Annotated in this window: 25 protein-coding genes; 12 read left to right on the top strand and 13 right to left on the bottom strand. The window is 52.1% G+C overall.

The window, feature by feature from the left end:
- Window positions 1–49: 49 nt before the first annotated feature.
- The gene (locus RFN81_RS05095) at window positions 50–2,431 is read right to left on the bottom strand and encodes a TonB-dependent siderophore receptor (RefSeq protein ID WP_264498079.1); all 2,382 of its coding nucleotides are present in this window, start codon (window positions 2,429–2,431) and stop codon (window positions 50–52) included.
- Window positions 2,432–2,871: 440 nt separating this feature from the next.
- Between RFN81_RS05095 and RFN81_RS05090 the strand changes: the two genes are divergently transcribed.
- The 8 genes from RFN81_RS05090 (at window position 2,872) to trxA (ending at window position 10,988) form a co-directional block, all read left to right on the top strand.
- A complete protein-coding gene (locus RFN81_RS05090) occupies window positions 2,872–3,393 on the top strand; it encodes a sigma-70 family RNA polymerase sigma factor (RefSeq protein ID WP_264498078.1) in 522 nt (173 codons plus the stop codon).
- A 9-nt stretch (window positions 3,394–3,402) separates the two neighbouring features.
- Entirely contained in the window at window positions 3,403–4,371 is a 969-nt protein-coding gene (locus RFN81_RS05085; RefSeq protein ID WP_264498077.1) for a FecR family protein, read from the top strand.
- A gap of 142 nt (window positions 4,372–4,513) precedes the next feature.
- Entirely contained in the window at window positions 4,514–5,395 is an 882-nt protein-coding gene (locus tag RFN81_RS05080) for an energy transducer TonB (RefSeq protein WP_264498076.1), read from the top strand.
- Window positions 5,396–5,473: 78 nt separating this feature from the next.
- A complete protein-coding gene (locus RFN81_RS05075) occupies window positions 5,474–6,217 on the top strand; it encodes a MotA/TolQ/ExbB proton channel family protein (RefSeq protein ID WP_264498075.1) in 744 nt (247 codons plus the stop codon).
- 14 nt (window positions 6,218–6,231) lie between these two features.
- Window positions 6,232–6,654, top strand: a complete 423-nt coding sequence (locus RFN81_RS05070) for an ExbD/TolR family protein (protein ID WP_264498074.1) — start codon at window positions 6,232–6,234, stop codon at window positions 6,652–6,654.
- 156 nt (window positions 6,655–6,810) lie between these two features.
- Entirely contained in the window at window positions 6,811–8,178 is a 1,368-nt protein-coding gene (locus RFN81_RS05065; protein WP_264498073.1) for a TldD/PmbA family protein, read from the top strand.
- A 34-nt stretch (window positions 8,179–8,212) separates the two neighbouring features.
- Window positions 8,213–9,658 carry a metalloprotease TldD gene (gene tldD, locus RFN81_RS05060; protein WP_264498072.1) on the top strand — a complete coding sequence of 482 codons (1,446 nt, stop codon included), beginning with the start codon at window positions 8,213–8,215 and terminating at the stop codon, window positions 9,656–9,658.
- Between the two features lie 67 nt (window positions 9,659–9,725).
- Complete coding sequence (gene trxA / locus RFN81_RS05055; RefSeq protein WP_264498071.1) at window positions 9,726–10,988, top strand: thioredoxin; 1,263 nt, start codon at window positions 9,726–9,728, stop codon at window positions 10,986–10,988.
- A 20-nt stretch (window positions 10,989–11,008) separates the two neighbouring features.
- On the opposite strand, the gene RFN81_RS05050 is transcribed toward trxA, so the two are convergent.
- The 12 genes from RFN81_RS05050 to dapA form a co-directional block, all read right to left on the bottom strand.
- Window positions 11,009–13,096: a tRNA(Met) cytidine acetyltransferase TmcA gene (locus tag RFN81_RS05050; RefSeq protein WP_264498880.1), complete on the bottom strand. Its 2,088-nt coding sequence runs from the start codon at window positions 13,094–13,096 to the stop codon at window positions 11,009–11,011.
- 13 nt (window positions 13,097–13,109) lie between these two features.
- Complete coding sequence (locus RFN81_RS05045) at window positions 13,110–13,562, bottom strand: DUF441 domain-containing protein (RefSeq protein ID WP_264498070.1); 453 nt, start codon at window positions 13,560–13,562, stop codon at window positions 13,110–13,112.
- 221 nt (window positions 13,563–13,783) lie between these two features.
- Complete coding sequence (locus tag RFN81_RS05040; RefSeq protein WP_264498069.1) at window positions 13,784–14,986, bottom strand: amino acid deaminase; 1,203 nt, start codon at window positions 14,984–14,986, stop codon at window positions 13,784–13,786.
- 15 nt (window positions 14,987–15,001) lie between these two features.
- A complete protein-coding gene (locus RFN81_RS05035; RefSeq protein ID WP_264498068.1) occupies window positions 15,002–15,778 on the bottom strand; it encodes an IclR family transcriptional regulator in 777 nt (258 codons plus the stop codon).
- Window positions 15,779–15,814: 36 nt separating this feature from the next.
- Window positions 15,815–16,198 (bottom strand): RidA family protein, encoded by a 384-nt coding sequence (locus RFN81_RS05030; RefSeq protein ID WP_264498067.1) that lies wholly within the window; start codon window positions 16,196–16,198, stop codon window positions 15,815–15,817.
- Window positions 16,199–16,232: 34 nt separating this feature from the next.
- The gene (locus RFN81_RS05025) at window positions 16,233–17,024 is read right to left on the bottom strand and encodes an amino acid ABC transporter ATP-binding protein (RefSeq protein WP_264498066.1); all 792 of its coding nucleotides are present in this window, start codon (window positions 17,022–17,024) and stop codon (window positions 16,233–16,235) included.
- Entirely contained in the window at window positions 17,021–17,683 is a 663-nt protein-coding gene (locus tag RFN81_RS05020; RefSeq protein ID WP_264498065.1) for an amino acid ABC transporter permease, read from the bottom strand. The genes RFN81_RS05025 and RFN81_RS05020 overlap by 4 nt, the downstream gene beginning before the upstream one ends.
- Window positions 17,684–17,692: 9 nt before the next feature.
- On the bottom strand, window positions 17,693–18,355 hold the full coding sequence (locus RFN81_RS05015) for an amino acid ABC transporter permease (RefSeq protein WP_264498064.1): 663 nt from the start codon (window positions 18,353–18,355) through the stop codon (window positions 17,693–17,695).
- Window positions 18,356–18,405: 50 nt separating this feature from the next.
- Window positions 18,406–19,263, bottom strand: coding sequence for a transporter substrate-binding domain-containing protein (locus RFN81_RS05010; protein WP_264498063.1), 858 nt, complete (start codon window positions 19,261–19,263; stop codon window positions 18,406–18,408).
- A gap of 336 nt (window positions 19,264–19,599) precedes the next feature.
- Window positions 19,600–20,313: a phosphoribosylaminoimidazolesuccinocarboxamide synthase gene (gene purC, locus RFN81_RS05005; protein ID WP_264498062.1), complete on the bottom strand. Its 714-nt coding sequence runs from the start codon at window positions 20,311–20,313 to the stop codon at window positions 19,600–19,602.
- Between the two features lie 142 nt (window positions 20,314–20,455).
- Window positions 20,456–21,493, bottom strand: coding sequence for an outer membrane protein assembly factor BamC (gene bamC, locus RFN81_RS05000; protein ID WP_264498061.1), 1,038 nt, complete (start codon window positions 21,491–21,493; stop codon window positions 20,456–20,458).
- A gap of 16 nt (window positions 21,494–21,509) precedes the next feature.
- Complete coding sequence (gene dapA / locus RFN81_RS04995) at window positions 21,510–22,388, bottom strand: 4-hydroxy-tetrahydrodipicolinate synthase (RefSeq protein ID WP_264498060.1); 879 nt, start codon at window positions 22,386–22,388, stop codon at window positions 21,510–21,512.
- A gap of 365 nt (window positions 22,389–22,753) precedes the next feature.
- Here dapA and RFN81_RS04990 point away from each other — a divergent pair, with 365 nt between their 5' ends.
- The 4 genes from RFN81_RS04990 to arsC all read left to right on the top strand — a co-directional run bounded on the left by RFN81_RS04990 (window position 22,754) and on the right by arsC (window position 25,855).
- Entirely contained in the window at window positions 22,754–23,305 is a 552-nt protein-coding gene (locus RFN81_RS04990; RefSeq protein ID WP_264498879.1) for a glycine cleavage system transcriptional repressor, read from the top strand.
- 63 nt (window positions 23,306–23,368) lie between these two features.
- Window positions 23,369–23,836 (top strand): thioredoxin-dependent thiol peroxidase, encoded by a 468-nt coding sequence (bcp, locus tag RFN81_RS04985; RefSeq protein WP_264498059.1) that lies wholly within the window; start codon window positions 23,369–23,371, stop codon window positions 23,834–23,836.
- A gap of 163 nt (window positions 23,837–23,999) precedes the next feature.
- Window positions 24,000–25,463, top strand: coding sequence for a tetratricopeptide repeat protein (locus RFN81_RS04980; protein WP_264498058.1), 1,464 nt, complete (start codon window positions 24,000–24,002; stop codon window positions 25,461–25,463).
- A 14-nt stretch (window positions 25,464–25,477) separates the two neighbouring features.
- A complete protein-coding gene (gene arsC / locus RFN81_RS04975) occupies window positions 25,478–25,855 on the top strand; it encodes an arsenate reductase (glutaredoxin) (protein WP_264498057.1) in 378 nt (125 codons plus the stop codon).
- The last annotated feature ends 6 nt before the right edge of the window (window positions 25,856–25,861 follow it).

The following is a 25,861-nucleotide window of genomic DNA, read 5'->3' as shown; positions in this document are numbered from 1 at the left end:
ACCTGCTGATTCGTGTGAATGTCCGTGCTCGTTTTCGCCTAACGGATTATCAGAACGAATACGTCCCGGTAAGGCGCCATGTCCGCCCTTCTTTCACCCCGATATATAGCGGCGTCGAGCTGATGTAGTAGATATCACGATCGAAGACGTTATTAACACCTAATGTGAGAGACCAATCAGGCTGACGATAAAATATGGATGCATCTGTTGAAAACTGGCTCCCTACCTTAATATCTTGACTGTCCCTACTGTTTTGCACACCTGAAGAGCCATTCACACCAATTGAAGCCCCCATCCCCTGATAACTACCGGACTGTATTTCATAAGAGGTCCAGGCGTTAACAGAATGACGAGGTGTATTGGTGCTGCTGGAAAGAATCGTGGTCGGATCCTTGTTTTCCGAATAGGTATAGCTCGCTGTCACATCCCACCCCGGCAACAGAGAACCGTTCAGGTCAACATCAAAACCTTCACTTTTTCGCCCCGTAGTCGCAATAGGGAAACCACTGCTATCGCTTACCGTCAAGTTTTTCTGTTCAATACTGAATACCGCCGTCGTTAACGTTAGATTGTCGTCGAGCAGGTTAAACTTTAGTCCGGCTTCTTTCGACTGCCCCGTCGTCGGCGGAAGCTGAGCGCCTGAACGTGAGACTTGTGCGCTGCCGCTAAAACTATTCAGCAAGTTGGCATAAATCGTGATGTCCGGTGTGATGTCGAAACTGACACCATAATTGGGGATCCACTTCGTAGCGGTATATGTTGAGGCTATTGATCCTATCAGGTAAGAGTTATTCCATGTCGAGCGCTTAAGCGCCAGTTGGAAATGCAGACGGTCAAAGACATCAATCTGATCTTGTAACAGGAGACCACTTTGAATCAACTTGGTAGTGTAAGTTCTGCTGCTTGGCTCACCGATGCCGGGGAATACTAACGAATCTGGGTTGTACACATTGCCATTGTTCAGCAAAATAAAATCACCGTCATAGCTAGCATAACGCTCATGCTTATAATCATGGCCGATCAGTAGCGTCTGCGTGACAGGCCCGGTTTTGATTTTGCCACGAATATCGTTTTGCAGGCTCCATGTCTGATTGGTGGATTTATAGGCCAATGGATGGCTAGTTTTGTCGCCATTCGCTGCAATCTCGAGCGCTTCGTTCATCTTCATCTGAGATGCCGTGCTTTGGAAACCCGCTTTACTGTTAAATGTCCAATCACCAGTAAGCTTTTGCTCCAGATCATAATAAGCATTCGTCGTTTTCATCTTATTATGATCGTCTTTATCTCCCAGACGATATTCCGGTAGCTTCTGTATCTTTCCGTTAGCATAAATCGTCCCAGCAGGGCCAGACTGACGCATCTGATTAGCCTCTGCACCAATCGTGATACGCGTATTATCATTCCGCCATGTGAGTGCCGGTGCGAAGTAATCGCCATGATTGCCATTATAATCAGGGAAGGCATGCTGAGATTTCATGGTTGAGGCATTCAAACGGTAACTAAACGCTTTATCATCCGTCAGTGCCCCGCCCAGATCGATAGCCGTTTTAAACTCACCGTAGCGAGCGGCTTCAACTTTGAGCACATGCAATGGTTCGGTTACCGGTTTTTTACGTACGACATTTATCGTTCCTGCTGCGGAACTACTCCCCGCTAGCACCGACTGCGGCCCTTTTAACACTTCTACGCGCTCAATGCCTTCGATTGCCGTCCCTTGGCCGATGCCCGCATTGCTGGATCCCGACAGGCCGTCCGTCGCACCAGACGTGACAGCATAACCGCGCATCCAGTATGTGGGCGTACCACGGTTTGACTGGATAGTAACCACGCTCCCTGAGTTTTTCAGCGCCTCTTCCAGCGAAGTCGCCTGACGAGCGTTAATCAATTTATTACTGATCACCTGAACCGACTGTGCCGTTTGCTGTAACGACGTGCTGGTGCGTAATGCGGAAGATGAGGTGCTAGGGTTTAATACCGTTTCATCTTCACTACTTGCACTAACGGTAATCGCGGGCAACGTTTTATCGCCGACCAATGCCATTTCAGCATCGTTAGCGCGGGAAGACACAATAGTTAACGTGCCATTGTCCGTCGTTGTCAGTAATAGCGGCGTACCTTGCAGTAAGCGCAGGATCGCCTGACGCGTAGAATAGTTACCATTAAGTGCGGCACTCTGGTAATTCGCCACCAGCGCAGGATTAAAAGAGAGAGTCTGTTTGCTTTGACTGGCAATAGCCAATAAGCCTTTTTGCAGATCGCCTGCTGGAATAGAAAACGCGATCGTATCATTCTCACTGGCGGCATAGACACTCATGGGCGTCGCTGTTACACCGATGAATAGCGTAGAATTGATTGCCAGCATATTAGTGAAAAATAAGCGTTTCTTAAAACCCAATCCCAGAATGGGCGAGGCAGCATTGCGTTTTTTCATTTTTCCCTCGTCAATCGCTTCAAAAAAATCAGTTTTTATTGGTCTTCGTATGAGTTGTGCAATGACGATGAAAAAGTGACAGCAGGAATAGATTTTTTTTATGAATTAATTTTCCTTCAATAAGATTAGCGTTGATTTAAAAAACGAATTCTCCGTTCTTCCACCATTCAATGCATTAGATATATGGGAAATGCCATCAATAGTCCTTCGAAAGGGCTTTATCACCTCGTCATATCAAAATGCGCGAAAAAATTTTTACAACTTTCTTAGTAACATAACAATTGTAAATAAACATATAAGAAAAACGTTGTTTGACTCATCCGTGTTTTGTCTTAAAACGCAATATAGGACTTATTGTTGTTTTCGCTGTTTGCGGCCTCGAATTACCCCGATTCAAAGATTATCTGCTTACGTCGTGAGTTATGTTACTGAGGATGCCCATGTACACAGAGGCTGTTAAAAAACCCGACTTGCTGTCGCTGATATTTCGCAGCGATTATCGCTGGCTAACGGAAAAATTACGCCGTCGTATTGCCTATGGCTGTGAAGCGGAAGATGTCGCTTCCGAGGCCTTTCTGCGTTTAGCCTCTCTGCCGAATCTCGCCAACGTACAAGAACCGCGCGCGATGTTAACAACCCTCGCCAAGCGCGTACTGTATGAAAATTGGCGTCGGCGCGATCTGGAAAGAGCCTATCTAACAGCGCTGGCGAGTAAACCAGAGTTTCACCACCCATCACCGGAAGAACAATCGCTATTACTGGAGGCGCTGTTTACCATCGATCAAGCGCTGGATGGACTCTCCCTCAAAGCTAGGCAGGCCTTTTTATTAAGCCAGCTCGATGGCATGACCTATGCAAACATTGCCATACAACTCGATGTCTCCGTCAGTATGGTCAGAAAATACATTGCCAAAGCGCTGACCAACTGCTATTTGGCCACGCAGGACAGCAGTGACTTATAGGTGAACCACATGGCACGACAACACATAGGTGACCCAATTGTCGAGCAGGCGATTGAATGGATGGTGCTACTGCGTTCGGGTGAGGCGACCCAGACCGATTATGATGAGTATCGCCGCTGGCGATATGAGAACGCGTTGCATGAGCGCGCCTGCCAACGTATCGAGCAAACGCTGGGGAAATTTCAGCCGCTGCTTGCCGCGCTCCCCCATGAGCCTATCCGACAAGCGCTATTGGCACCATCTGGCCGACGCAAAGCCCTGCAATACGGGTTGGGGATGGTCGCTATCGCCTCGTTAAGCAGCCTGTTGCTTAATCAGCACTATCCTCTGTCGCCGCTTTTGTCCGATGTAAAAACCGCTACAGCGCAGCGCCAGCAAGTTCCACTCAGCGATGGCAGTACGCTCATGTTGAATGCACGTACCGCCGTCGACATCAATATTGAGCCAAAGAATAGCATCCGTCAGATCGGGGTTTTCAACGGCGGTATCTTTGCGAAAATTAAACCGGATACCCAACGCCCTTTTATTATTGATACCCAGATGGGCAATATCGTCGCACTTCAGGCCAATATAAACGTGCGCTATGAAAGTGGTGGCGTACATGTCGGTGTGCTGGACAATATTGCCAAAGTGACTAACCGTGCGGGGCAAAGCCTGAGGCTTCATGCCGGCCAGGGCGTATGGTTCGATCATTCAACGCTCTATCAGGTTGCCGTCGCATCGGAAGCGGAAAGCGCCTGGATGCAGGGGCGTCTGGAAGTTCACGATCGCTCTTTGGCTTCAGTCATCAGCGCACTGCGTGATTACACTCCCGGAATCATCCGCTTGGATCCCACTATCGCCGATCTACGCGTCAGCGGTAATTTTCCGTTAGATAACCTGAACTACACACTGGATTCGCTGGCGCAAACCATGCCTATCGCCATTGTGCATACCACCGATTATTGGATACATATCCGCGCCGCCAAACCGACATAAACGGTAATCAAGCAAAATATTTCATGCGAGTGGTGACACTTTTTCCGCCTCGTTGCACATCGTTAATAGAGGTCATTCCCCCTCCGATGATCGAGGCTGAATGAAGCATTCGATACCGTAAGCAAGAGCAACAGAGGAAAACGTGCAACAGGCATCCATGCAACACCCGTCATTAAACGCCCATGTTGATGCGGCTCTCGCCGTACAGCATGATGTCTCCCTTATCCAGCCGTCACATAACATGATGGTGGCAACGCCTGTTCGGGGAGAAATAGGGAAGATAGCGCTCAGCTTTCTGACCGTCGCACTTGTCCATGCGAGCGTCATCGCCCTGCTCATCACTCGTACGACCGAATACACACCGATCAATCTGCTTAATCCGGCCGCCAGCGTGAGCATTCAGGCTACGATGGTGGAAGCGCCAGTACCAGAGCCTATTCCCGAACCATCGCCGGAGCCACCCGTGCTGACGTCGGAACAGGGAGAACGCGAGATTGCGCCGGTTCCCGAAAAAGCGATCGTTAAGGAACAGCCAACGCCACCACCGCCGGTCAAAAAAGTAGTCCACCAGCCGCCTGTGAAGCCCGTGGTAAAACCACAGCCTGTCCGCCCAAAAACAACCGCCGAACGTCAGCCTGCGGCGCGTCCAGCGCCGGAAGCCGTCCCCGCAAGACCAGAGGCCGCGGCAGGATCAGTCACCACCGTCAGCAAAGGCAATCTGATGCACAATAGCCCAGGTGCACAACCTAAGCAGGTAGCCTCCGTGGGCTGCGTCGTCCCGCAACCTGATTATCCCCGTCGCGCCAAACGTCTTCGGCAGGAAGGCGACGTACTCGTGCGTCTGGTGATTAACCCAGAAGGACGTTTGATTCGGCATGACATTGCCCGCAGCAGCGGCCATGACATGCTCGATCAGGCTGCAGTTAATGCTGTGGCGCAGGCACGTTGTACGCCTTACCGCGAAAACGGCCAGGCTATTACTGTCATGACGATCCAGCCCATCAATTTCCGGCTGGCTCACTAAGAAAGCACCAGAGCGGCAATGGCATAACCGCCATTTTGCAGACACACCCGAATCAGGTTATTGTAAAAGAGGTCATAAATGAACACGTTAGATATCCACCATTTTTGGCAACAGGGCGATATAGTTACCCACTCGGTAGCTATCATTCTGCTGATCATGTCGCTATTGTCATGGACGGTCATGCTGCTTAAAGCGCGTCAGCTACTCATGCTGAACAAGAGCGTGCAGTGCAGCCGTCACACCTTTTGGCAAGCTACCAACCTGCAAGAAAGCATAGAAAAATTGGGTAAACAACGTTTTAACCCATTCCGCGATCTGGTGATTGAAGGCCATGCATTACTCAAACATCCGAATAAATTTTCGTCTACACTCGGCGGGCATGTCGATCTCAGCGACTGGCTGGTACGCGGTCTGGGTAACACACTGGACACTAATGCCGGAAAACTGCAATCAGGACTGGGAACATTGGCCTCCATCGGCAGTACCGCACCGTTTATCGGCCTATTGGGTACCGTATGGGGTATTTTTCACGCCCTGCAAACCATCAGCACCATCGGCCAACCCGATCTAGCGCAAGTTGCAGGCCCTGTTGGCGAAGCGCTAATCATGACCGCGTTTGGTTTGTTCGTAGCGATTCCCGCTGTTTTAGGGTTCAACGCCATTAACCGCCGCAATCGCATCGTACTGCATGCTATGAATCGCTTTGCGCACGACCTCCATGCATACCTACTGACGGGCTCACGCGTGGACACTAGCCTTACTGGCTTGGATAGCACAACAGCGCAGTATGAATCTGTGCACCCCGTAGAACGCTCAGCCTGAAGAGGAATGCCGCTATGAGTATGACGTCCCCGTTTGAAAGCCAGGAAGACGCGCTGCTTAACGACATCAACATGACGCCGTTTATCGATGTCATGCTGGTGTTGCTAATCGTGTTTATGATTACCCTGCCAGTCATCAACCACGCCGTGAAAGTGGAACTACCACGAGCCAGCGTAGAGAAAATCACAAAGGATCCACAAGCGGTAGACATCGCGATTACCGCGACGGGACAGATTAATTGGAATAAAGAAGCGATTGATGATGCGCAGTTGATCGCCAAACTTGATGCCGCATCGGCCGAAGGCGCTCACCCCAATATACGGCTATTTGCCGATCAGGCAGTCGAGTATGGTCGGGTGGCGTATGTCATGACCAGCGCCCAGCAGCGCGGCCTGAACAAAATCGATTTCGTCCTGCAACCGGTAAAAAACCCCTGATCACATTTTGCGCACTGATGCTGACCGTTTCTCTGGCATCAGTGTGCCAAGACTTTTTACTTCACTCCCCCCAACGTAAAAAAGTTTCGCAATGCGGTGACGCTTTTCTTTTCTTGTTGCACATCACCAGTAGAACACTGCAACGCATGGATACCAATGATGCCTTTTCTTGATGATTCTCCCGTTCTTGCTTCGCCACAAACCGATACGCTTCAGTCGCTGGCAGGTGAAGTGCTGGACTTCGCGGCCGCCAAAGGCGCCAGTCAGGCAGTAGTGCATGTCTCGCAGGGGAACAGCCGAACAATACGCGTTAGGAACGGCGATATTGATACGCTGACGCAAAACCACAGTCGCTTTTTGTCTGTCACAGTCTACTTCGGCCAACGGGCGGGGAGTGTGTCATCTACCTTATTTAGCCGGGAAGCATTAAGAGATGCGGTGGACGAAGCCATCACGCTGGCAAAATACGCCGATGAGGACCCCTGTAACGGTCTGCCGGAACCACAGCATTTTGCGCGCGATATTTACGATCTTGCGCTACACAGCTCCGATACGCTGACAGTTGAGCAAGCGCTGGCGCTGGCGCTACGTGCCGAGCAGGCTGCCAATAGTACACACGAGCATAGCTACAGTGAAAGTACGGAAATCACCTCGCAGCAGAGTGACTTTATTCTGGCGAACTCCGCCGGCTTTGCCGCAGGCTACCCGACGTCGTTGCACACGCTGTGGAGCCACGCGATTGCCCGTAATGATTCGCAACGCCAGCAGGGCTTTTGGTACACCGTCGGCCGAGCACCTTCGCAATTGGCAGAGCCGGAAGCTATCGGCCATACTGCGGCGCGGCGCGCAATGGCTCAACTTGGGGCAAAAAAGCTGTCAACCCGTCGCTGTCCGGTGTTGTTTGAAGCGCCTGCGGCACACAGCTTAATTCATCATCTGATCGGTGCGTTGAGCGGAACATCACTCTACCGTTCCTCATCGTTTCTGGGTCAGTGCCTCGGAGACACCATCATCGCCCCGCATCTGAGCTTGTATGAAAACCCGTTAATTCCCGGCGCGCTGGCCAGCGCCTGCTTTGATGCCGAAGGCGTCGCCGCCGTTCCGCGCCACGTCATCCGCGACGGTATCGCTCAGGGCTATTTTCTCTCCAGCTATAGCGCTCGGCGACTGGGATTGATGACTACTGGACACGCAGGCGGTGCCTATAACCTCACCGTTAGTAGCAATCAGAACCACCCCGCCGATGATTTACCGACGCTACTGCGCCGTATGCACACAGGGCTACTGGTGACCAGACTGCTGGGGCACGGGCTTAACCCTATGACAGGCGATTATTCACAGGGGGTAGCAGGATTTTGGGTCGAAAACGGCGACATTCAGTATCCGGTCGAAGAAATCACCATTGCAGGCAACCTGAAAACGCTGCTTCTGCAATGCGTCGCGCTCGGCGCGGATATCCACACGCAGGGCAATCTCTCCTGCGGTTCTCTATTGATTGAAGAGATGCAGATCGCCGGGCAGTAATCCCACATCGCGTCACAGAAACAGGATCATCATCATGGCCATACACGCCACCACGACCCCCGTCTCACCTGCGCTGTCGGCATTTTCGCTGGAAACGACAGAGATAACACACGCACTAAACCACATCATGCAGCGCCAGGTAGACTATGCCGATCTCTATTTTCAACGCCGCCAGCATGAAGGCTGGCAGATAGAAAATGGTATTGTGCGCCCAACAGGATTTAGCCGCGATCAGGGCGTTGGCGTCCGCGCCGTCAGTGGTGAGAAAACCGCCTTTTCCTACACCAACGATCTTAGTCCGCAGGCCATTCTCCAGGCCGCCAGTACCGTAAGAGAAATCAGCCGTCAGGGGCAAGCCGCCAGCGTGGCCTTACCGGCATCATTGCCACACAGTGCTGCCACGCTCTACCCGTCAGACAATCCCTTGCTCGCGATCACGGAAGAACATAAACGCCAGTTGCTGTTTTCGATCGATCGTCAGGCGCGTGCCCGCGATCCCCGAGTGACGCAGGTAACGGCCTACCTGAACGCCTCGCATGAAACCATTCTTATCGCCCGGCATGACGGCCGACTCGCTGCCGACGTTCGTCCGCTGGTGAATTTGGTCATCAATGTGGTGGTCGAGCAACAGGGTCGCCGTGAGAATGGCTCCAGCGGTGGCGGACGGCGGCTCAATTATGGATTTTTTACCGAAGAAACGGTCAGCCACTGGGTTAATCAAGCCGTCGATCAGGCACTAAATAATTTGGGCGCCAGCCCAGTGCCAGCAGGCACCTATAGCGTGATCCTCGGCGCTGGTTCACCCGGCATCCTACTGCATGAAGCCATAGGACACGGACTGGAAGGCGATTTTAACCGCAAAGGCAGTTCTGCTTTTTCCAGCTTGTTAGGAGAACGCGTCGCCGCGCCAGGTATTACCGTCGTGGATGACGGCACGCTCGCTAACCGACGCGGCTCGCTGCATGTGGATGATGAAGGCACACCATCGCAATGCACGACACTAATTGAAGACGGTATCCTGCGCGGCTATTTACAGGACAGCCTAAACGCCAAACTGATGAAGACCGCCCTAACAGGCAACGCGCGTCGCTCGTCCTATTCCACATTACCACTGCCGCGTATGACCAACACCTACATGCTGGCGGGGCAGTATCCAGCCGAAGAAGTGATCGCCTCGGTTAAAAACGGTCTCTATGCCGTTGGCTTCGGCGGCGGGCAGGTTGATATCAGCAGTGGGAAATATGTCTTTTCCACCACGGAAGCCTACCTGATCGAGAATGGCCGTGTCACTCGGCCGGTTAAAGGCGCCACCTTGATTGGCCACGGACCAGAAGCGCTGCTGCACGTCGCAATGGTAGGCAACGATCTGGCCCTGGATGACGGCAATATCGCATGTACCAAAGAAGGACAGTCATTGCCCGTCAGCGTCGGCCAGCCAACGCTTCGCATTGACAACATGACCGTAGGCGGCTCGCAGTAAGCCGTATTGCCACGGTTGATTGTTCCCCGACCTAATTTACTTACGATTCTCTCTGAACGGAGACACCATGTCAGACACCATTATCACCGCCAGCGACACCTCGCTGGATGCGTTGCTCACGACGAGCGACAAGCCCATTCTGCTCGACCTCTGGGCTCCCTGGTGCCAGCCGTGTAAAACGCTGGCTCCTCTGCTAAACACGATTGCCGACAACACGCCTGATAACCTGACCATCGCCAAGTTGGATGTAGAGCAATATCCGGCACTGATGCAGCGTTTTGGGGTACGCGGCATTCCTACGCTGCTGCTGTTTAAAAGCGGACAGGAAATCTCCCGGCAGATCGGAGTGAAAACACTGGCACAGCTACGCGGTTGGCTGGAGTCGCACCATATTGCGATGCAGAACACCGTGCAACCGCTGGCAGATGGTCGCATAACGTGGGGCGCGTTCTATGGTGATGCTTCTCTGCATGCTTTTCTCCACCAGCGACTGCGCCAACATGCAGCAGACGGCGATATTGAACACGCCGTCGCTCCCTACTGGCAGGACAACAAAGGCTCGGTTTCTGCCGTATTAGCACACAATGCAGACATTCGCATCTTCGAGCGGGTTACCGGCCTGCCTGCCGCACTCGGCCTGCTGCTGGAGAAAATACCGAGCACCACACCGGCGCAAGTTGACGCGCTTTTCACCGCGCTCACGCCGGGAAAAGCCGTAGAGGGCGTCGCGCTGCAATGGATGCACCATTGGTTAAGTCACGAGGGAAATCCGTGGTCTGACTGTCTGGCAGATAAAACCGTCGACAGCCTGCGCCAGCAGTGGACTCACGCCATTTCACGGTTGTTAGCGGGTGAAGTGGTAGCGGAAAGCGAATGGACGGCTCTGCATCAGCAGGCGATAAGCTGGGAAGAAGCAGCCCCCAGTGAATTGGGACTGGAAAAAAATATTGCGACAATACTCGCCAGCCTATCGCCGCCGCCTGCTGCATCCGATGCCGATAGCTGGCGGAGCATTAGCATTACACTTGGCTTCACCCTGGCACAGTTTCTACAAATTAACGACGGATGGGATACTGCGGAACGCGCCATTCCTGCTAAGCGGGAAGCCTGGTTCGAAAAACAGGAAAATACCTCGCCAAATCGACAGCTAACACGAGAGCAAATAACCCAGTTACGTGAACAATGGCGGCAGGAAAACGCTGAATTTTCCGCCAAAGAGGATCTATTTTATCAACGCTATCCACAATTGCTAGAAGCGCAAAAGAGCGCCTTGCAGGAAGCTCTGTGGGAATTACTTCGCCAGACACCTGCTTTCAAAACACCACAGTAGTCATGCCATTATTGGCATCGTCATAATGATGCGTTTCGGGGATGAGACGCATCCTCTGTCACATGAGCGGGGAGCGCTTGCGCCCGCCAGCGCTCACAGCGCCGCGCATCAAGATCGTGTAGTGCATTGGCGGTTTCTGCGCGCCAGCGTTTCAGAAGCGCTTTTCTGCCACTTAACCCCAGCGTCGTCGCTATCCGCACGTCGTCGGTCGGTGCCTCCACCAGTAAGCGTAGCGCTGGTGACGGTAGGAGGGTGTGTTCCATCAATCGACAAAGCGCGGCGAAGCTAGCTTCCATCGGTCGATGCGCAAACGCAAACCCCGCCAGTTCTCGCCAGTCATCTTCATTCAGTTCGGTATCGCCTGCCTGCGGCAGCGCAAGGCTTAGTGGGATCTGGCGCTGCAACCAACGCCAGTCGCGCGCCAACTGCTGGTGACCCTGCTGCGCCAGTTGGCGCCCCGCCTCACTCAGCGGCAGCACCGCCATCGCACTGTAGCAGCCGCTGCTGGCCTCAAGATGACTGCCAATACGCACCAGTTGAAATCCACAAGATTGCCAAAATGCCCACAGATCTGGCTGATAACCGAAACTCACTGACAGATAATCCAGCGCCTGTTGCTGTGCTTCACGCATCTGCACGGCGATTAGCGCCTTACCTATTCCTCGCCGACGGGACGATGACATAACGGCAATGCGACTTACGCGACGGCCACGCAACGTCGGCGCATGCCACAAACCCGCGTGCGCCGCCAGCGACTGTGCCACCAAATTTCCGCGCGGTCGCCGCCGACCAGCCCACACTTCATGGGCCAACGCGGCAGGTAACCCGCCTTCTTCCAGCAACCACAGGACGCCACAAATATTGCCCGCTATCTGTGCGCTCACGATGTGCATGCCGGGCGCATCCATCAGGCGGCGTAAATCCAGCGGTGAAGTACGGTAATGCGCGCTGCACAGGAGCGCGTAGCACTTTGTCAGGCGTGCGGGATGGTTCGACCACGCTTCGGCGCATTCAATTCTTATTTCAGGCTCCGCACAGGACTGAAAACCAGGTTGGCTCAGAGAATGATATACGTCAGCGTCGTTGAATAGCAGTGACCGATCCAACACCCGCTCCAACGGATCGTTCGCGGCCCAGCGCAAAGGATCGTCCAACGTTAACACGCGACACTGTGGCAATGTCGCGCAAAATTTCAGCAAAAATCCTCTTCCCGTACCTTCATACCCTTGCACTGTCGTGGTCATTAGAATGCGAGAAAAATAGGGTAATAGCGCGGAGAGGACGGAAGTGGGAATCGCAGCCGCTTCATCAATTAACAACCAGTCGATATCAGGTGCGCCATGAAGGCAACAGTGCGCCAGCAGCGCATCCGGTGCCCAAAATCGCGCTTCGGAACAGGCGTGCAGTTGCATAATATCCGCCGCCGCGCGAGAAGGTGCGGTAATCCAACAGGTTCCATGGCTCCGCTGCGTCAGCATGCCTGCCAGCGCCGACTTTCCCCGCCCACGCGGTGCGGTAATGACAAATACACCCGATTCTGCGACGCTCAGTTCCTGTAAAATCTGCTGCTGTCGCGTGGTCGGTTCACCGTTCGCCGACTGCCAGTCAGCGCGCACGGCCAGTGGCGGGATAACAATATCCTGGCCCTGTCGCCAGACTACCACGTCCTCGTCGGCTAACAGTTGGCGCTGGAAATGATGGATAAAACGCGGGGTGGCAATCGGCTGGTCTTGTTCGCTCCAGCGCAGGCTGTCTTCATCCGGCAAGGTCGGCCATGACTGCCACGGCGGCACCAGCATAATCAGCCAGCTACCGGCCTGTAACGTGCCGGACAGCATCGCCAACGCCTCAACATCTAAGCCATTACGCGCATCAAATACCGCATGCAGCAACTCGCGTCCCAGTAGCGTCCGTACTCGACTGGCTGGCAGCGAAACAACAGAAGCTGGCGGGGATTCGCTAACCCACAACCAGTCGCCAGTTGATTGACGACTAAGCGCCAGCGCCTGCTGTTCACACCAGTCCGCTTCACCACTCAGCGCCAGCAATCGCCGGATGCCATAACGGTGCTGCTGACGCTGGCTAGCGAGAAAATCACGCCGCATCATCTCACCCATCGGATCAGGTTTTACCAATCAGTAAGGAGAGCAGCCCGGCGGCAATCAGCGGCCCAACAGGTACGCCGCGAAACAGCGCCACGCCCATCACCGTCCCCACCAGAAGCCCCGCCACAACGGAAGGTTGATTGCTCATCAGCGACACGCCGCGTCCACCCAACCAGGACACGACAACGCCAATGAGGATAGCCAGCAGGGATTTCCAATGCAAAAAGGAGTGGATGACTTCATTGGCGGTAATTTTCCCACTGGCAATCGGCGCCATCACACCAATCGTCAAAATAACGATACCGATACTCAGGCCATATTTTTCCACCCACGGGAAATAACTATTCAACGGTGTAATACGTATCGCCAGCAACACTAAAATCGCCAGCGTGACGGTCATATTGTGGCTGATGATACCCAGCCCCGCGAGGACAAGCAGAATTAACAATGTTGGATCGAAGTAAGCCATGAAACGTCCTTACCCATGAATCAGAAAAAAGCGCTCAAAAGGAACATACGCAAAAGCGGCTAATGATAGCACTGAACAATATGGCAAAGGACTCATCTCTCGATAAACTGCCGACCGCACGGCGTTGCATTAGAAGAGATCACGCGTTATACATCGCCGTTTTGCACTAGAGATAAATCTCATCGCACGGCCCATGAACATGACCGTGCGATCGTGGCGGATCAAAAGAAGGTTGGCATAATTTCAATGACATTCAGATCATCATCGACCAGGTTGATCTGTCGCCACTTATCAAATGTCAGACAAGGGTGAGACGCTCCAAACGCCATGATGTCACCAACGCGTAGATGATGTTCTCGTGGAATCTGTAAATAAGCATGCTGATCCATCATCGCGGTAATGTGGTAATCCGCCCCCAAGATCACCGCATCACATTTTTCTTTCCCTAAAGGATAGTGGCGCAACGGTTCGGGATATCCCGCATCAAACGCAATATCTCGCTTACCAAATGCAATGATGGCGCACCCCGGCTCTGGCAAGGATTGCACATGGGCCCATACCTCCATTGCAGGCAGTAGCGCAGCGTCCATCTCTGGATGACGATGCAGCACGCCAGCCTGCGCCGCTTTATATAATCCATGGTCATGAACCAGATAACATCCGGGCCGCAACAGCGGCGTAAATAGCCTATCTGCCTGTAAGCGAACAAATTCGTTAGCAATCAAATCATACCAGGCGGAGCCAGATGCGGTGACATAAGGATGGGCGATGCCAAATTTTCCTTGCGTCTGTAGCGCTACGGCGGTTTCCACCAGATAAGCGGCAAAGGCGCGGATCGCGCTTTCCGGTTGCTCACCGTGGATCACCCCCTCGTAGCCTTCGATCCCTGTTAATACCAACGCGGGGGATGCCTCGATAGCAGCCAGCACCGCATTGATCTGCCGATCGTTTCGACAGCCACAGCGGCCATGAGGTACGCCAATTTCCAACATCACGTTTAGCGATAACCCGCGAGCGCCAAAATAATCCCCGAGCGCTTGCACATTATCCGGGTTTTCCACTAAGCAGTGGAATTCCAGCCCGTCTTGTGTCAACAGGTCGGCGATTATCGCCATATTGGGTTCGCCCACGAGTTGGTTGGCCATTAAAATCCGCCGCACGCCGTGCTCATAGGCGACCGAGCTTTGCACGGCTGTCGCCAGGGTAATTCCCCATGCGCCCTGTTCTAACTGACGTCGAAAAAGGGCGGGCGCCATGGTGGTTTTACCATGCGGCGCTAATTGTGCGTGGTGAGCATTGACGTAGGTCTGCATCCAACGCAAATTATGATTTAGCGCACTCTGGTGCAACACCAGTGTAGGCAAGCTGACCTGCTTTAGCAGGCTATCGCCCAATCGGGCATGGCCTTTGTCATAATGAGACATATTTTGTGATCTCAGTTATCTGTTTTGCTTTCCAGCCAACCGTTGCTCCATTGCCCGTGCGCATTCCATCAACACGCTACGGTAACGATCGTGGTTAATATAAGCATCTCCGCGCGGCGCCACGATACAAAAGGTGGCCGTACACTGATGCTGGCTATTGTAAATGCCGGCCGCAAAACAGTGGGTATAGGTATCCGCTATGCTATCGAAAGAGAAAAAACCGTCTCGATGCGCTTGACGGATTTCTTGTAAAAACTGCTCGGTGGATAGTCTTGAACCGTCTGGTAACGTGAAGTCCTCTGTTGGAACAAGTTCGAGGATCGCTTCATCGCTCATGTGCCCAAGTAACAATCGTCCAGACGCCGTCCAGGGGATCGGTATATCTTCACCCACGCCGGAGGAAATGCGGAAAGCCCGCTCCCCCTCGCGCATGAGTGCAACATTATATTTTCTCCCGTTGAGCAGACACATCTGCGCGGTTTCATGGGTTCGTTCGACGATCTGCTGCAGAAAACGATCGGATTCACGAGTAAAATCAAAATGGCTAAGGTGCGCCTGCCCCAAAAAATAGAGTTCTCTACCGAGGTACACCAGGCCATCATGCCCTACCGACTCAAGAATTCGCCGCGCCAGCAATAGCGCGACCAGCTCATACACCGTTGATTTCGGGGCATTGATGCCTTTGGCGATATCATGCGGCCGCAGCGGCTGCCGTTGTGTCTTCAGGTACTCGAGTATTTCAAACGCGCGATCAAGCCCACGCGCCCGCCGCTTTATCTCTGGAACCGTCATGACTTCCCCTTCAGCTATTACTTATCTTTCAGATAGTTATACTGGCTTATAAGCAATGCAGTCAATTTCCACTTTGCAATCCACCATCATGCTGGATTGCACGCACGCACGCGCGGGAGCATGAGGGGAGAAATATTCCGCGAAAACGTTATTAAAACTCCAGAAATCCCGGGGATCGTCCAACCAGACCCCAACTCTAACAACGTGCTCCAGACCATATCCCGCCTCTTCAAGAATGGCGATCACGTTCTGCATGGTTTTATGGGTTTGCGCAATAATGCCGCCGTCAACAATCTCCCCTTTCTCCATCGCCACCTGGCCAGACACGTATAGCCAACCATCCGCTTGTACTGCGCGTGCGAAAGGTAACGGCTGACCACCAGCACCACGCTCACCAGCACCGTAACGGGTAATACTCATATTATCGCTCCTGTCATTGTGATTTTTTCATCGATTAAAAATGGGAATGCTTAATAAACTCGGCCAACCGTGGGGACGCTGGCTGATGAAAGATATGTTTAGGATGACCTTCCTCTTCAATACGTCCCTGATTCATAAAAACAATTCGATCGGAGACTTCGTAAGCAAAGCGCATTTCATGTGTGACCAGCAACATGGTCATGCCGTCTTCCGCCAGGCTTTTGATCACCGCCAGGACTTCTCCGACCAATTCAGGATCCAACGCAGACGTCACCTCATCAAACAACATTAGGCTTGGATTCATCGCAATAGCGCGGGCAATGGCAACCCGCTGCTGTTGACCACCGGATAATTGACCAGGATAGTGATCGCGTCGCGCCAATAAACCAACGCGCGCCAACCAATGTTCCGCCGTATTAACCGCTTCATCCTTTGACATTTTTTTCACTTTCAGTAGCCCAAGCGTCACATTCTGTAGTGCCGTCAGGTGCGGAAATAAATTGAACTGCTGAAACGCCATCCCCGTCATAGCACGATGCTGTGCAATCACTTTTTCAGAATGGCGTATCCGCTGGTTTTGTTGTTGGTGGTAACCGATCGGTTGATTGTTAAGTAAAATCTCGCCTTGCTGAAATTCTTCCAATAAATTCACACAGCGTAGCAACGTGGTTTTACCTGAACCGCTCGAACCAATGAGCGTCACGACATCACCGCGTGCAAGAGTGAGATCGATCCCCTTAAGGACGTCAACCTGATCATATCGCTTGTGGAGATTATTGATTTTCAAAAGTGGCACGTCAGCCAATATGCCCGGTGTCTGATTCATGGCAATCTCACTTTCTTTTCCAGATGATGGCCCAAACGCTCAATAGAGAAGTTAATAATGAAGAACAGTAGCCCGGCAAAGGCATAAAAGGGCAGCGTCATAAACGTGCGGGCGATTACCTGCTGCGAACTAAGCAATAACTCGGCCACGCCAATGACGGACAGCAGTGTTGATGCTTTGACGATTTCCGCCGCAGAATTTACCCAAGTCGGCAAGATCTGCCGCAACGCCTGTGGTAATTGGACATAACGAAGATCCTGAAAAAATGTCAGGCCGATCGACTTAGCGGCTTCACTCTGTCCTCTTGGTATCGCCTGCAATGCTCCACGAATTATTTCCGCCATATGAGAACTGCAAAACATCGATAGCGCTATGACGCCAGATTCAAAAGCGCCGATATGCCACCCCAGGGCCGGAGCAATATAAAAACAGGCCAGTACCAGCACCAACACAGGTGTGCCGCGTATCACATCAATATAAAATCGAAACAGCCACCGCACCGGCCTACGCCCATAACTTAACAATAGCCCTATTACCGCGCCCAACAATGTACCGAATAAAATCGCCAGTACTGAACCGGATACCGTAATAGCAAAACCCTGTGCCAATGTGGTTTTTGCCTGCCAAAGTTGATACCACCAGCTAAAGGGATCGTTCATCTTTTCTCCTTAATGCGTCAGCGCTAATCGGTGCTCAAGCGCACGCAACAATGCAGCTAATAGGTAGCAAGCCGCGATGTACAATAGGCTGGTTATCAGCCAGGTCTCGATCACCCGATAACTCTCCAAATTGATTTTTCGCGCGTAAAAAGTCAGCTCAGGCACGGCAATAGCGGCAGCCAGCGACGTGTCTTTGAACAAGGAGATAAAGTTATTGCTAAGGGAAGGCAGTACATTGCGAAACATGACCGGAATGATAATGTAGCATTTGATTTGCCACTCCTTCATGCCGATGGCCTGCCCCGCTTCTCGTTGGCCTAATGGAATCCCCAACAGGCCAGCCCGAAACACTTCCGCCAGATAGGCGCCGGCATATAGCGATAGCGTGACAATGAACGAGCCGAGTTGATCTAAACGAACGCCCAAACCTGGCAAGGCGAAATAAATTATCAGAATCAAAATCAGGATCGGCAGATTTCGTACGACGGTAACATATAGCGACGCAGCCCAGCGTAAACCCGCGTTTTTCGACAGCATGCAGAATGCTGCCGTTAATCCTAATGCGCAGCCAATAGCGATAGAAATTAACGCTAACGTAATCCCCAGCCATAAGCCTGAGAGCAATAGATCAAAATTTTGCCACACCGCGGAAAAATTTAGTTGATAGTCCATGACATCACCTCAATGCGCCAGGCAGCGCGATCTGTCCGGCGCAATCATGCTTATTTATATTCAACGGGGAAACCAATCTGAGGTGTATTCAGCGTGACGCCGAACCATTTTTTATAGGCCGCCGCATAGTCAGCAAAATCGACGCCCACCATTGATTCATGCAACACCGTGTTAACGAAGTTAAGCCAATCCTGATCGCCACGTTTCATCGCACAAGAATAGGACTGCGGGCTCCATGCATAATCCGGCGAGCGATAACGCCCCGGTGTCTGCACCATTAGCCATTTCGCCGAGGCCTGATCCGTAGCGACCGCATCCGCACGCCCAGAATTGAGCGCCTGGTACATTAAATCGACGCTTTCATATTGCAGGACATTGGCTTTCGGCAACGCCTGATGAACCAATTCTTCAGCGTATACATTTTGCAATACCGCTACATTCAGATCGCTTCCCGCCGCATTCATGTCTGCGACCTGCTGATGTTCACTGCTTGCCAACAGCAATAACGCGACCCCTTCACGATAGTAAGGAATGGTAAATGCTACCTGCTGCGCCCGTTGTGCCGTCACCGTCATTGATTGACAGGTTAAATCGACCTTATCCGTCATCAGATTCGGCACGCGGGCATCCGACGATTGCTGGACGAACCTTACTTTACTGGCATCATTGAACAGCCCTTTCGCAATAATGCGTGCAATATCAACATCAAAACCTTGCAACTGACCATCCGCGCCTTGAAAACCCCACGGCGCATTCGTACTTGACGTCCCCACAACCAAATAGCCGCGTTCCAGTACGTCATCCAGTTTTGCAGCATGCGCTTGCGTGACACAACTAAAGACGGTTGCCGCGAACAAACATCCCGTCATCCAATTGGCTTTACCGTTACCCCATTTTTCATTGAACATAATTCACTCCATTTCCGCTATAACGAACAAGTGTATGTGGTAATGGAATTAATGCAGAAAACGCGCCAAAAATTGGCGATGCGGGAAAAATGCCAATAAAAAAAGCAATACATTGTTAATTAAGGATTAATTCTTAAATACGGCGGTAATGTGGACCGGATCAATCGACAAACCGGTTGTCGGAGCACGGATATAAGCACCGCGATGCGCTTCAGCAGTGCGCCCTGCGTTTGATTTAGTGCAAGAGGGAATGGAAACAGCAATAAGGTGTTAGGATTGGAGACAGCCTGACAGAATCAACACGATTCGACAGGCTGAAGGTAAACGATTGCGCGGTTAGTCTAATTTTACGCCGATACGGTGCGCGACTTCTTCATAGGCTTCAATTAAGCCACCCAGGCTCTGACGGAAGCGGTCTTTATCCATTTTGTTCAGCGTTGCTTTGTCCCACAGGCGGCTACCGTCTGGTGAGAACTCATCTCCCAGCACGACTTCGCCTTTGAACAGACCAAACTCCAGCTTGAAATCGACCAAAATCAGCCCGGCGTCGCCAAACAGTTTGCTCAACACGTCGTTCGCTTTGTAGCTGAGTTCCTTCATACGAGCCAGATTCTCTTCGCTCACCCAGCCGAACGTCTTGCAGTAGGATTCATTCACCATCGGATCATGCATCGCATCGTTTTTCAGGAACAGATCGAACAACGGCGGGTTTAATTCAATCCCTTCCTCGATGCCCAGACGTTTTACCAGCGATCCCGCCGCGCGGTTGCGCACCACACACTCAACCGGCACCATGTCGAGCTTTTTTACCAATACTTCAGTATCAGAGAGTAAACTCACCATTTGGGTTGGGATGCCCGCTTCTTCCAGTTTACTCATGATGAAATGGTTGAACTTGTTATTCACCATGCCTTTGCGGTCAAACTGCTCAATGCGCGCACCATCTCCTGCTGATGTATCATTGCGGAACTCCAGCACCAGTAGATCGGGATCTTCGGTGGTGTAGACGGTTTTCGCCTTTCCACGATACAGCTCAGCTAGCTTTTGCATCTTTAATTACTCCACACAGTGAGGGTCAAAAAATACGACCCGAGATTTAACGCTTTCCCGAACTGTCGCTGATAGCGCCCGTTCATTCGGGTAGAAAGGGTTGAATGAAGAAGGGTCGGATTATCCGACCCTGATTTATGAGTTATTTATTGAACGCCGCCTGGAATACAGCCACCAGCGCATCATTCTGAGACTGGGTTAGCGTATGCCCTTTAGCATCGATAAATTGCAGACTGCTGCGGTTATCTAAATCGCCGACCTGCAATTTGTAATCACCGTTAGGCAATTCAGGATTTTTGGCGCCTAAATCATCCCACGTACCGTCGCTTGGTGCACGGTATGTGACAGAGACCGACCCCTGCGGGCGGCTACGATCGTTCACTTTCATACCGATCTTATCCAGCGCGGCAGGTAAACGATCCCACACTACCGCATAGGTACCTCGCACAATCAGCAGCGGGAGCCCCGTATCATCTGCGCCGCTCTGCACATCCAGCGAACCAACGGTACGATTTGCCAGCGCGTTTTCACGCGCTGTGGCTTGAGCATCCAAACCATTACTCAATGCATTTAGCATCAGGCCAGCATAGCGCTGAGTCTGATCTGGCGTCGTCACGGGCTGACCGTTGAGTTGTAGGCCTAACAGTTTCACAATCAACGCAACCTGATAGCCTTGCTGCTGCACGGAAATCTGATAACGTCCCTGGTACGGTATGGCTTCATCTTCACGCGGCCAGGGTATCCAACCCGTCGTCAGTGTTTGACTGGCATCCTGACGGTCGGCGATCGTAAATGCGTTATCTTGCAACACGCGGATAACCTGCGGCCAAAGTTGGCTATTTTGCGCGCTGTTTTCTAACATCAGCGTCGCGGTATCGCCTGAGATCTGGGTGCGCGAACCATTCAACAACGCCAATGGCTGTACCGGAGGACGAATATCCAGCGCCTTGCCGATCGCCCCCTTTGAGGTGACCGCCGGTATGTCATAATCCCCATTCTGCACCGGTAAAATCATTCCGGCGGGCGTATTCAACGCATGCGGCGCCGGTGTCTGCAAATAGGATTCATCGCCATTGACCTGACGCTTATAACGCTGATCGCTGGAACAGGCTGCAAGCAACATCACGAATGACAGGCCAACAACTTTCGCCACCATCGACTTTTGTAATGAATAACGCATTAAATCTCCCTAACGGTTACTGCAAACCTGCTTGCTTAAGCGCTTGCCCCACCACCGTGCGACCGGATTCGGTCAACGGCGTCATCGGCAAACGCAGCGTATCGGTCGCGATAAGTCCCAATTCCTTACAGGCCCACTTCACCGGAATAGGATTGGGTTCAACAAATAATTTCTTATGCAGAGGCATCAGGCGCTGATTCAAACGACGCGCCTCGGCAAACTGGCCCTGCGCTGCAAGCCGACACAGTTCCGCCATTTCACGTGCGGCAATGTTTGCCGTTACGGAGATCACGCCTTTACCGCCGAGTTGCATAAAATCCAGTCCGCTGGCGTCATCGCCACTCAGCAAAATGAAATCTTCGCTCACCAGTGCTTGGATCTGGCTAACACGACTTAAGTTCCCCGTGGCTTCTTTAATTGCGACAATATTTTTTACTTCAGACAAGCGAGCGACAGTCTCTGGCAGCATGTCGCAGCCGGTGCGGGAAGGGACGTTATACAGGATTTGCGGCAGATCGGTATGCTCGGCAATCGCTTTGAAGTGCTGGTATAGGCCTTCCTGCGTTGGTTTATTATAGTACGGCGTCACCGTCAGGCAGCCCACAACGCCAGTGCCGTGAAAACGTTTAGTCAGAGAGACGCCCTCGGCGGTAGCATTTGCGCCCGTTCCGGCAATGACAGGGATACGTCCATCGCTCAATTCTAACGTTAGCAGTACGACATCGCCATGTTCCTCATGGCTTAGCGTGGCGGATTCTCCCGTCGTACCGACAGAAACTATCGCCGATGTCCCGCTAGCGACATGATAATCAATCAATTTTTTCAAGCTCGCCCGATCGACGGCGCCTTTGGCGTCCATCGGCGTAACCAACGCAACAATACTTCCCGTAAACATTGACCATCCCCTCCACAAACAAGTGCTTCATGGTACTTTTGACCTCTATGCAAAAGCAAGCGGACAAGGGCGTAGTCGGCACCTGACGCAGGTTTTTTTATGACGCAGGGAACGGAATTAAAAATCCTTCTGCGGTTTTACGACGCGCGGCGTTAAAAATTGCTCCAGGCTTTTTTACGGCGGGCTATCCCTGCCCGCCGCCCTCCGGGCCGCCGCAAGCGGCGTTAAAAATTGCTCCAGGCTTTTTTACGGCGGGCTATCCCTGCCCGCCGCCCTTCGGGCCGCCGCAAGCGGCGTTAAAAATTGCTCCAGGCAATTTTTTATGTTTACCATGTGATTAAGGGGAAAAAAAAACAGGACGCATGATGTTGCCACACTCACAGGAACACTATCTGGTCATTACCGCGCTGGGCGTTGATCGCCCCGGTATTGTCAATGCGATTACCCGCCATGTCAGTAGCTGTGGCTGTAATATCGAAGATAGCCGTCTTGCTATGCTGGGCAAAGAGTTCACTTTCATTATGTTGCTGTCCGGTAGCTGGAACGCCATAACGCTGATTGAGTCAACCCTACCGCTGAAAGGGGCGGAGATGGATTTATTGATCGTAATGAAGCGAACGGAGTCTCACGTCAGCCAGCCAACACCGTCTACCGTCCGGGTAAAGGTTGACGTTGCCGACTCTCCTCATATTATTGAGCGTTTTACCCATTTGTTCGACGCTCATCAGTTGAACATCGCTGAGCTGGTTTCCAAAACGCAGCCGGCAAAGGGCGGCGAACCGCCACAGCTGTATATTCAGATTGCCGCGCACAGTTTTGCCACGCTGGATAGATCAATTATTGAGCCAGCCTTTCATCAGCTATGTACAGAACTGAACGCACAAGGCAGTATTAGCGTCGTTAACTATGCCCAGTAGCATCATGTTGCAAAATTATGGGTTTATCCACAGCATAAAAGAGAAATAAGACGGAGAGTCGTGATGAACACACTGAAAGCCGGTGATACCGCACCGAAATTTAGCTTGCCCGACCAGGATGGCGAACAAGTAAATTTAACCGACTTCCAGGGACAGAAAGTGTTGGTGTATTTTTACCCTAAAGCGATGACACCCGGATGTACCGTTCAAGCCTGTGGCCTGCGCGATAACATGGACGAGCTGAAAAAATATGGTGTAGACGTTCTCGGTATTAGTACAGACAAACCCGAAAAGCTGTCCCGCTTTGTTGAGAAAGAAGTCTTAAATTTCACGCTGCTGTCTGATGAAGATCACCGCGTGTCGGAAAGTTTTGGCGTTTGGGGAGAAAAAACCTTCATGGGGAAAACGTATGATGGCATTCATCGTATCAGTTTCCTGATTGATGAAAATGGCAAGGTAGAGAAGGTTTTTGATGATTTCAAAACCAGTAATCACCACGAGATCGTTCTCGATTATCTGAAAAACGCCTGATTCGCGATTGTCATACCGGCACCGTAACAGGTGTCGGTATTCCTAGTTATTCGCCCTCTTCTCCACGTTTTTCCCGCCCGGGCATTTCTTTGTCTGCTATCGCTGGCTAAGATAGTTGCAGAATGCGTTCACGTTAGCTTTTGTTGATAAGGTTATCTTCTGTATGCCTATTCAGTTAAGAAAAACGGTCATGCCCGTCCTGTTGGGAGCATTACTGGCTAGCAACCTACTCCCCGTACAGGCCGACACACAGGATCGGCTGCCTGAGATTGGCACCACAGCAGGTGGTACGCTCAGTATCAATCAGGAACTGGCGATGGGGGATTTTTATGTCCGCCAGTTGCGGGCAGGCGCACCGCTGATCAACGATCCGCTACTGTCGGCTTATATTAACCAACTGGGTAACCGGTTGGTCAAACAGGCCAATTCGGTACGCACGCCGTTTCATTTTTATCTGATCCAGAATGATGACATCAATGCCTTTGCTTTTTTTGGCGGTAATGTGGTGTTACATTCCTCGCTGTTTCGTTATTCCGATAGCGAAAGCGAGCTTGCTTCTGTGCTAGCGCATGAAATCTCTCATGTTACCCAGCGCCACCTGGCTCGCAGTATGGAATCACAGCAGCGTAACGCCCCGCTCACCTGGGTCGGCGCGTTCGGTTCTATCTTATTGGCGATGGCCAACCCGCAGTTAGGGATGGCTGCGCTCAGCGGTACAATGGCCGGTGCGCAGCAAGGGATGATTACCTTTACGCAGGCAAATGAGCAAGAGGCGGACCGTATCGGGATTCAAGTCTTACAGCGTGCGGGATTTGATCCGCAAGCTATGCCAAATTTCCTGCAAAAGCTGGCTGACCAATCGCGTTATGCATCAAAACCACCGGAAATATTGCTGACACACCCATTGCCCGAAAGCCGTTTGTCGGACGCCCGCAATCGCGCTAACCAGATGCGCTCAACACCCGTGCAGTCTTCTCAGGATTTCTTCTTCGCCAAAATACGCGTCTTTGGTATGTACGGTTCATCCGATCGTCCGCAGAATAACGATCTGCTGGTGCAATGGGAGAAAGGTAACGTGCGGGAGCAACTGGCAGCAAAGTACGGACGAGCGATTCAGCTTTACCAGGCTAAGAAGTACGATGAGGCGCGTAATGTGCTGCAACCTCTGCTCGACAAAGCGCCTAAAAACCCATGGTTTGTCGATCTCATGACGGATATCGATTTGGGGCAACACCGCGCGTCACAGGCGATTAGCCGCTTACTAAGCGTGCCGGATATGCAGAGTAACCCCGTACTTCAGCTTAATTTGGCGAATGCTTATGTGGAAGGGAAGCAGCCCGCTGCCGCCAGCAGAATTCTGTACCGCTACACCTACGCACACCCTGATGATACCAACGGCTGGGATTTACTGGCGCAAGCCGCGGCAGCCCAAGGGCAACGGGCGGAGGAACTAGCCGCACGCGCAGAAAGCCTCGCGCTCAGTGGCCAACTCGATCAGGCGATCCGGCTACTGAGCAATGCGAGCTCGCTGGTTAAATTGGGTAGCCTGGAGCAGGCGCGCTACGATGCTCGCATCGATCAGCTTCGCCAATTGCAGCAGCGCTTTCGTCAATACCAAAAATCTTGATAAGAGGCATGACCATGACACACTCGTCTACCAGCGCATCCGTGACGATCTATCACAACCCCCGCTGTTCTAAAAGTCGTGAAACACTGGCGCTGCTACAGGAAAGGAACATTACGCCTAACATCGTGCTCTATCTCGACACGCCGCCCGATGCCGCAACGCTAGCTCAACTCGTTCGACAATTAGGCTTTTCTAGCGCACGCCAATTAATGAGAACCAAAGAAGAGGTATATCGCCAGTTAGCGCTATCGGCTCCTTCGCTAACGGAAGCCCAGTTAATCCAGGCGATGGTCGATAACCCGAAACTCATTGAACGCCCCATCGTTGTAGCAGGCGGTCAGGCGCGCATTGGTCGTCCGCCGGAGCAGGTGTTGGATATTCTGCCACAGTAAACCACC

The sequence above is a fragment of the Pectobacterium cacticida genome (genome assembly GCF_036885195.1).
GTDB lineage: Bacteria > Pseudomonadota > Gammaproteobacteria > Enterobacterales > Enterobacteriaceae > Pectobacterium > Pectobacterium cacticida.
Note: the sequence above shows the minus strand (reverse complement) of the source record. Positions and strands in the feature narration are given on the sequence as shown.

Bases quoted from the DNA above. Each gene is read 5' to 3' on its own strand.
- RFN81_RS05035 (WP_264498068.1), bottom strand. From the start codon at position 15,778: ATGACGGTTCCAGAGATAAAGCGGCGGGCGCGTGGGCTTGATCGCGCG.
- RFN81_RS05010 (WP_264498063.1), bottom strand. From the start codon at position 19,263: ATGTTCAATGAAAAATGGGGTAACGGTAAAGCCAATTGGATGACGGGA.
- RFN81_RS04990 (WP_264498879.1), top strand. From the start codon at position 22,754: ATGTTGCCACACTCACAGGAACACTATCTGGTCATTACCGCGCTGGGC.
- RFN81_RS05090 (WP_264498078.1), top strand. From the start codon at position 2,872: ATGTACACAGAGGCTGTTAAAAAACCCGACTTGCTGTCGCTGATATTT.
- bamC (WP_264498061.1), bottom strand. From the start codon at position 21,493: ATGCGTTATTCATTACAAAAGTCGATGGTGGCGAAAGTTGTTGGCCTG.
- RFN81_RS05070 (WP_264498074.1), top strand. From the start codon at position 6,232: ATGAGTATGACGTCCCCGTTTGAAAGCCAGGAAGACGCGCTGCTTAAC.
- RFN81_RS05020 (WP_264498065.1), bottom strand. From the start codon at position 17,683: ATGAACGATCCCTTTAGCTGGTGGTATCAACTTTGGCAGGCAAAAACC.
- RFN81_RS05065 (WP_264498073.1), top strand. From the start codon at position 6,811: ATGATGCCTTTTCTTGATGATTCTCCCGTTCTTGCTTCGCCACAAACC.
- RFN81_RS05050 (WP_264498880.1), bottom strand. From the start codon at position 13,096: ATGATGCGGCGTGATTTTCTCGCTAGCCAGCGTCAGCAGCACCGTTAT.
- trxA (WP_264498071.1), top strand. From the start codon at position 9,726: ATGTCAGACACCATTATCACCGCCAGCGACACCTCGCTGGATGCGTTG.
- dapA (WP_264498060.1), bottom strand. From the start codon at position 22,388: ATGTTTACGGGAAGTATTGTTGCGTTGGTTACGCCGATGGACGCCAAA.
- RFN81_RS05075 (WP_264498075.1), top strand. From the start codon at position 5,474: ATGAACACGTTAGATATCCACCATTTTTGGCAACAGGGCGATATAGTT.
- bcp (WP_264498059.1), top strand. From the start codon at position 23,369: ATGAACACACTGAAAGCCGGTGATACCGCACCGAAATTTAGCTTGCCC.
- RFN81_RS05085 (WP_264498077.1), top strand. From the start codon at position 3,403: ATGGCACGACAACACATAGGTGACCCAATTGTCGAGCAGGCGATTGAA.
- tldD (WP_264498072.1), top strand. From the start codon at position 8,213: ATGGCCATACACGCCACCACGACCCCCGTCTCACCTGCGCTGTCGGCA.
- RFN81_RS05025 (WP_264498066.1), bottom strand. From the start codon at position 17,024: ATGAATCAGACACCGGGCATATTGGCTGACGTGCCACTTTTGAAAATC.
- purC (WP_264498062.1), bottom strand. From the start codon at position 20,313: ATGCAAAAGCTAGCTGAGCTGTATCGTGGAAAGGCGAAAACCGTCTAC.
- RFN81_RS05015 (WP_264498064.1), bottom strand. From the start codon at position 18,355: ATGGACTATCAACTAAATTTTTCCGCGGTGTGGCAAAATTTTGATCTA.
- RFN81_RS05095 (WP_264498079.1), bottom strand. From the start codon at position 2,431: ATGAAAAAACGCAATGCTGCCTCGCCCATTCTGGGATTGGGTTTTAAG.
- RFN81_RS04980 (WP_264498058.1), top strand. From the start codon at position 24,000: ATGCCTATTCAGTTAAGAAAAACGGTCATGCCCGTCCTGTTGGGAGCA.
- RFN81_RS05045 (WP_264498070.1), bottom strand. From the start codon at position 13,562: ATGGCTTACTTCGATCCAACATTGTTAATTCTGCTTGTCCTCGCGGGG.
- arsC (WP_264498057.1), top strand. From the start codon at position 25,478: ATGACACACTCGTCTACCAGCGCATCCGTGACGATCTATCACAACCCC.
- RFN81_RS05030 (WP_264498067.1), bottom strand. From the start codon at position 16,198: ATGAGTATTACCCGTTACGGTGCTGGTGAGCGTGGTGCTGGTGGTCAG.
- RFN81_RS05040 (WP_264498069.1), bottom strand. From the start codon at position 14,986: ATGTCTCATTATGACAAAGGCCATGCCCGATTGGGCGATAGCCTGCTA.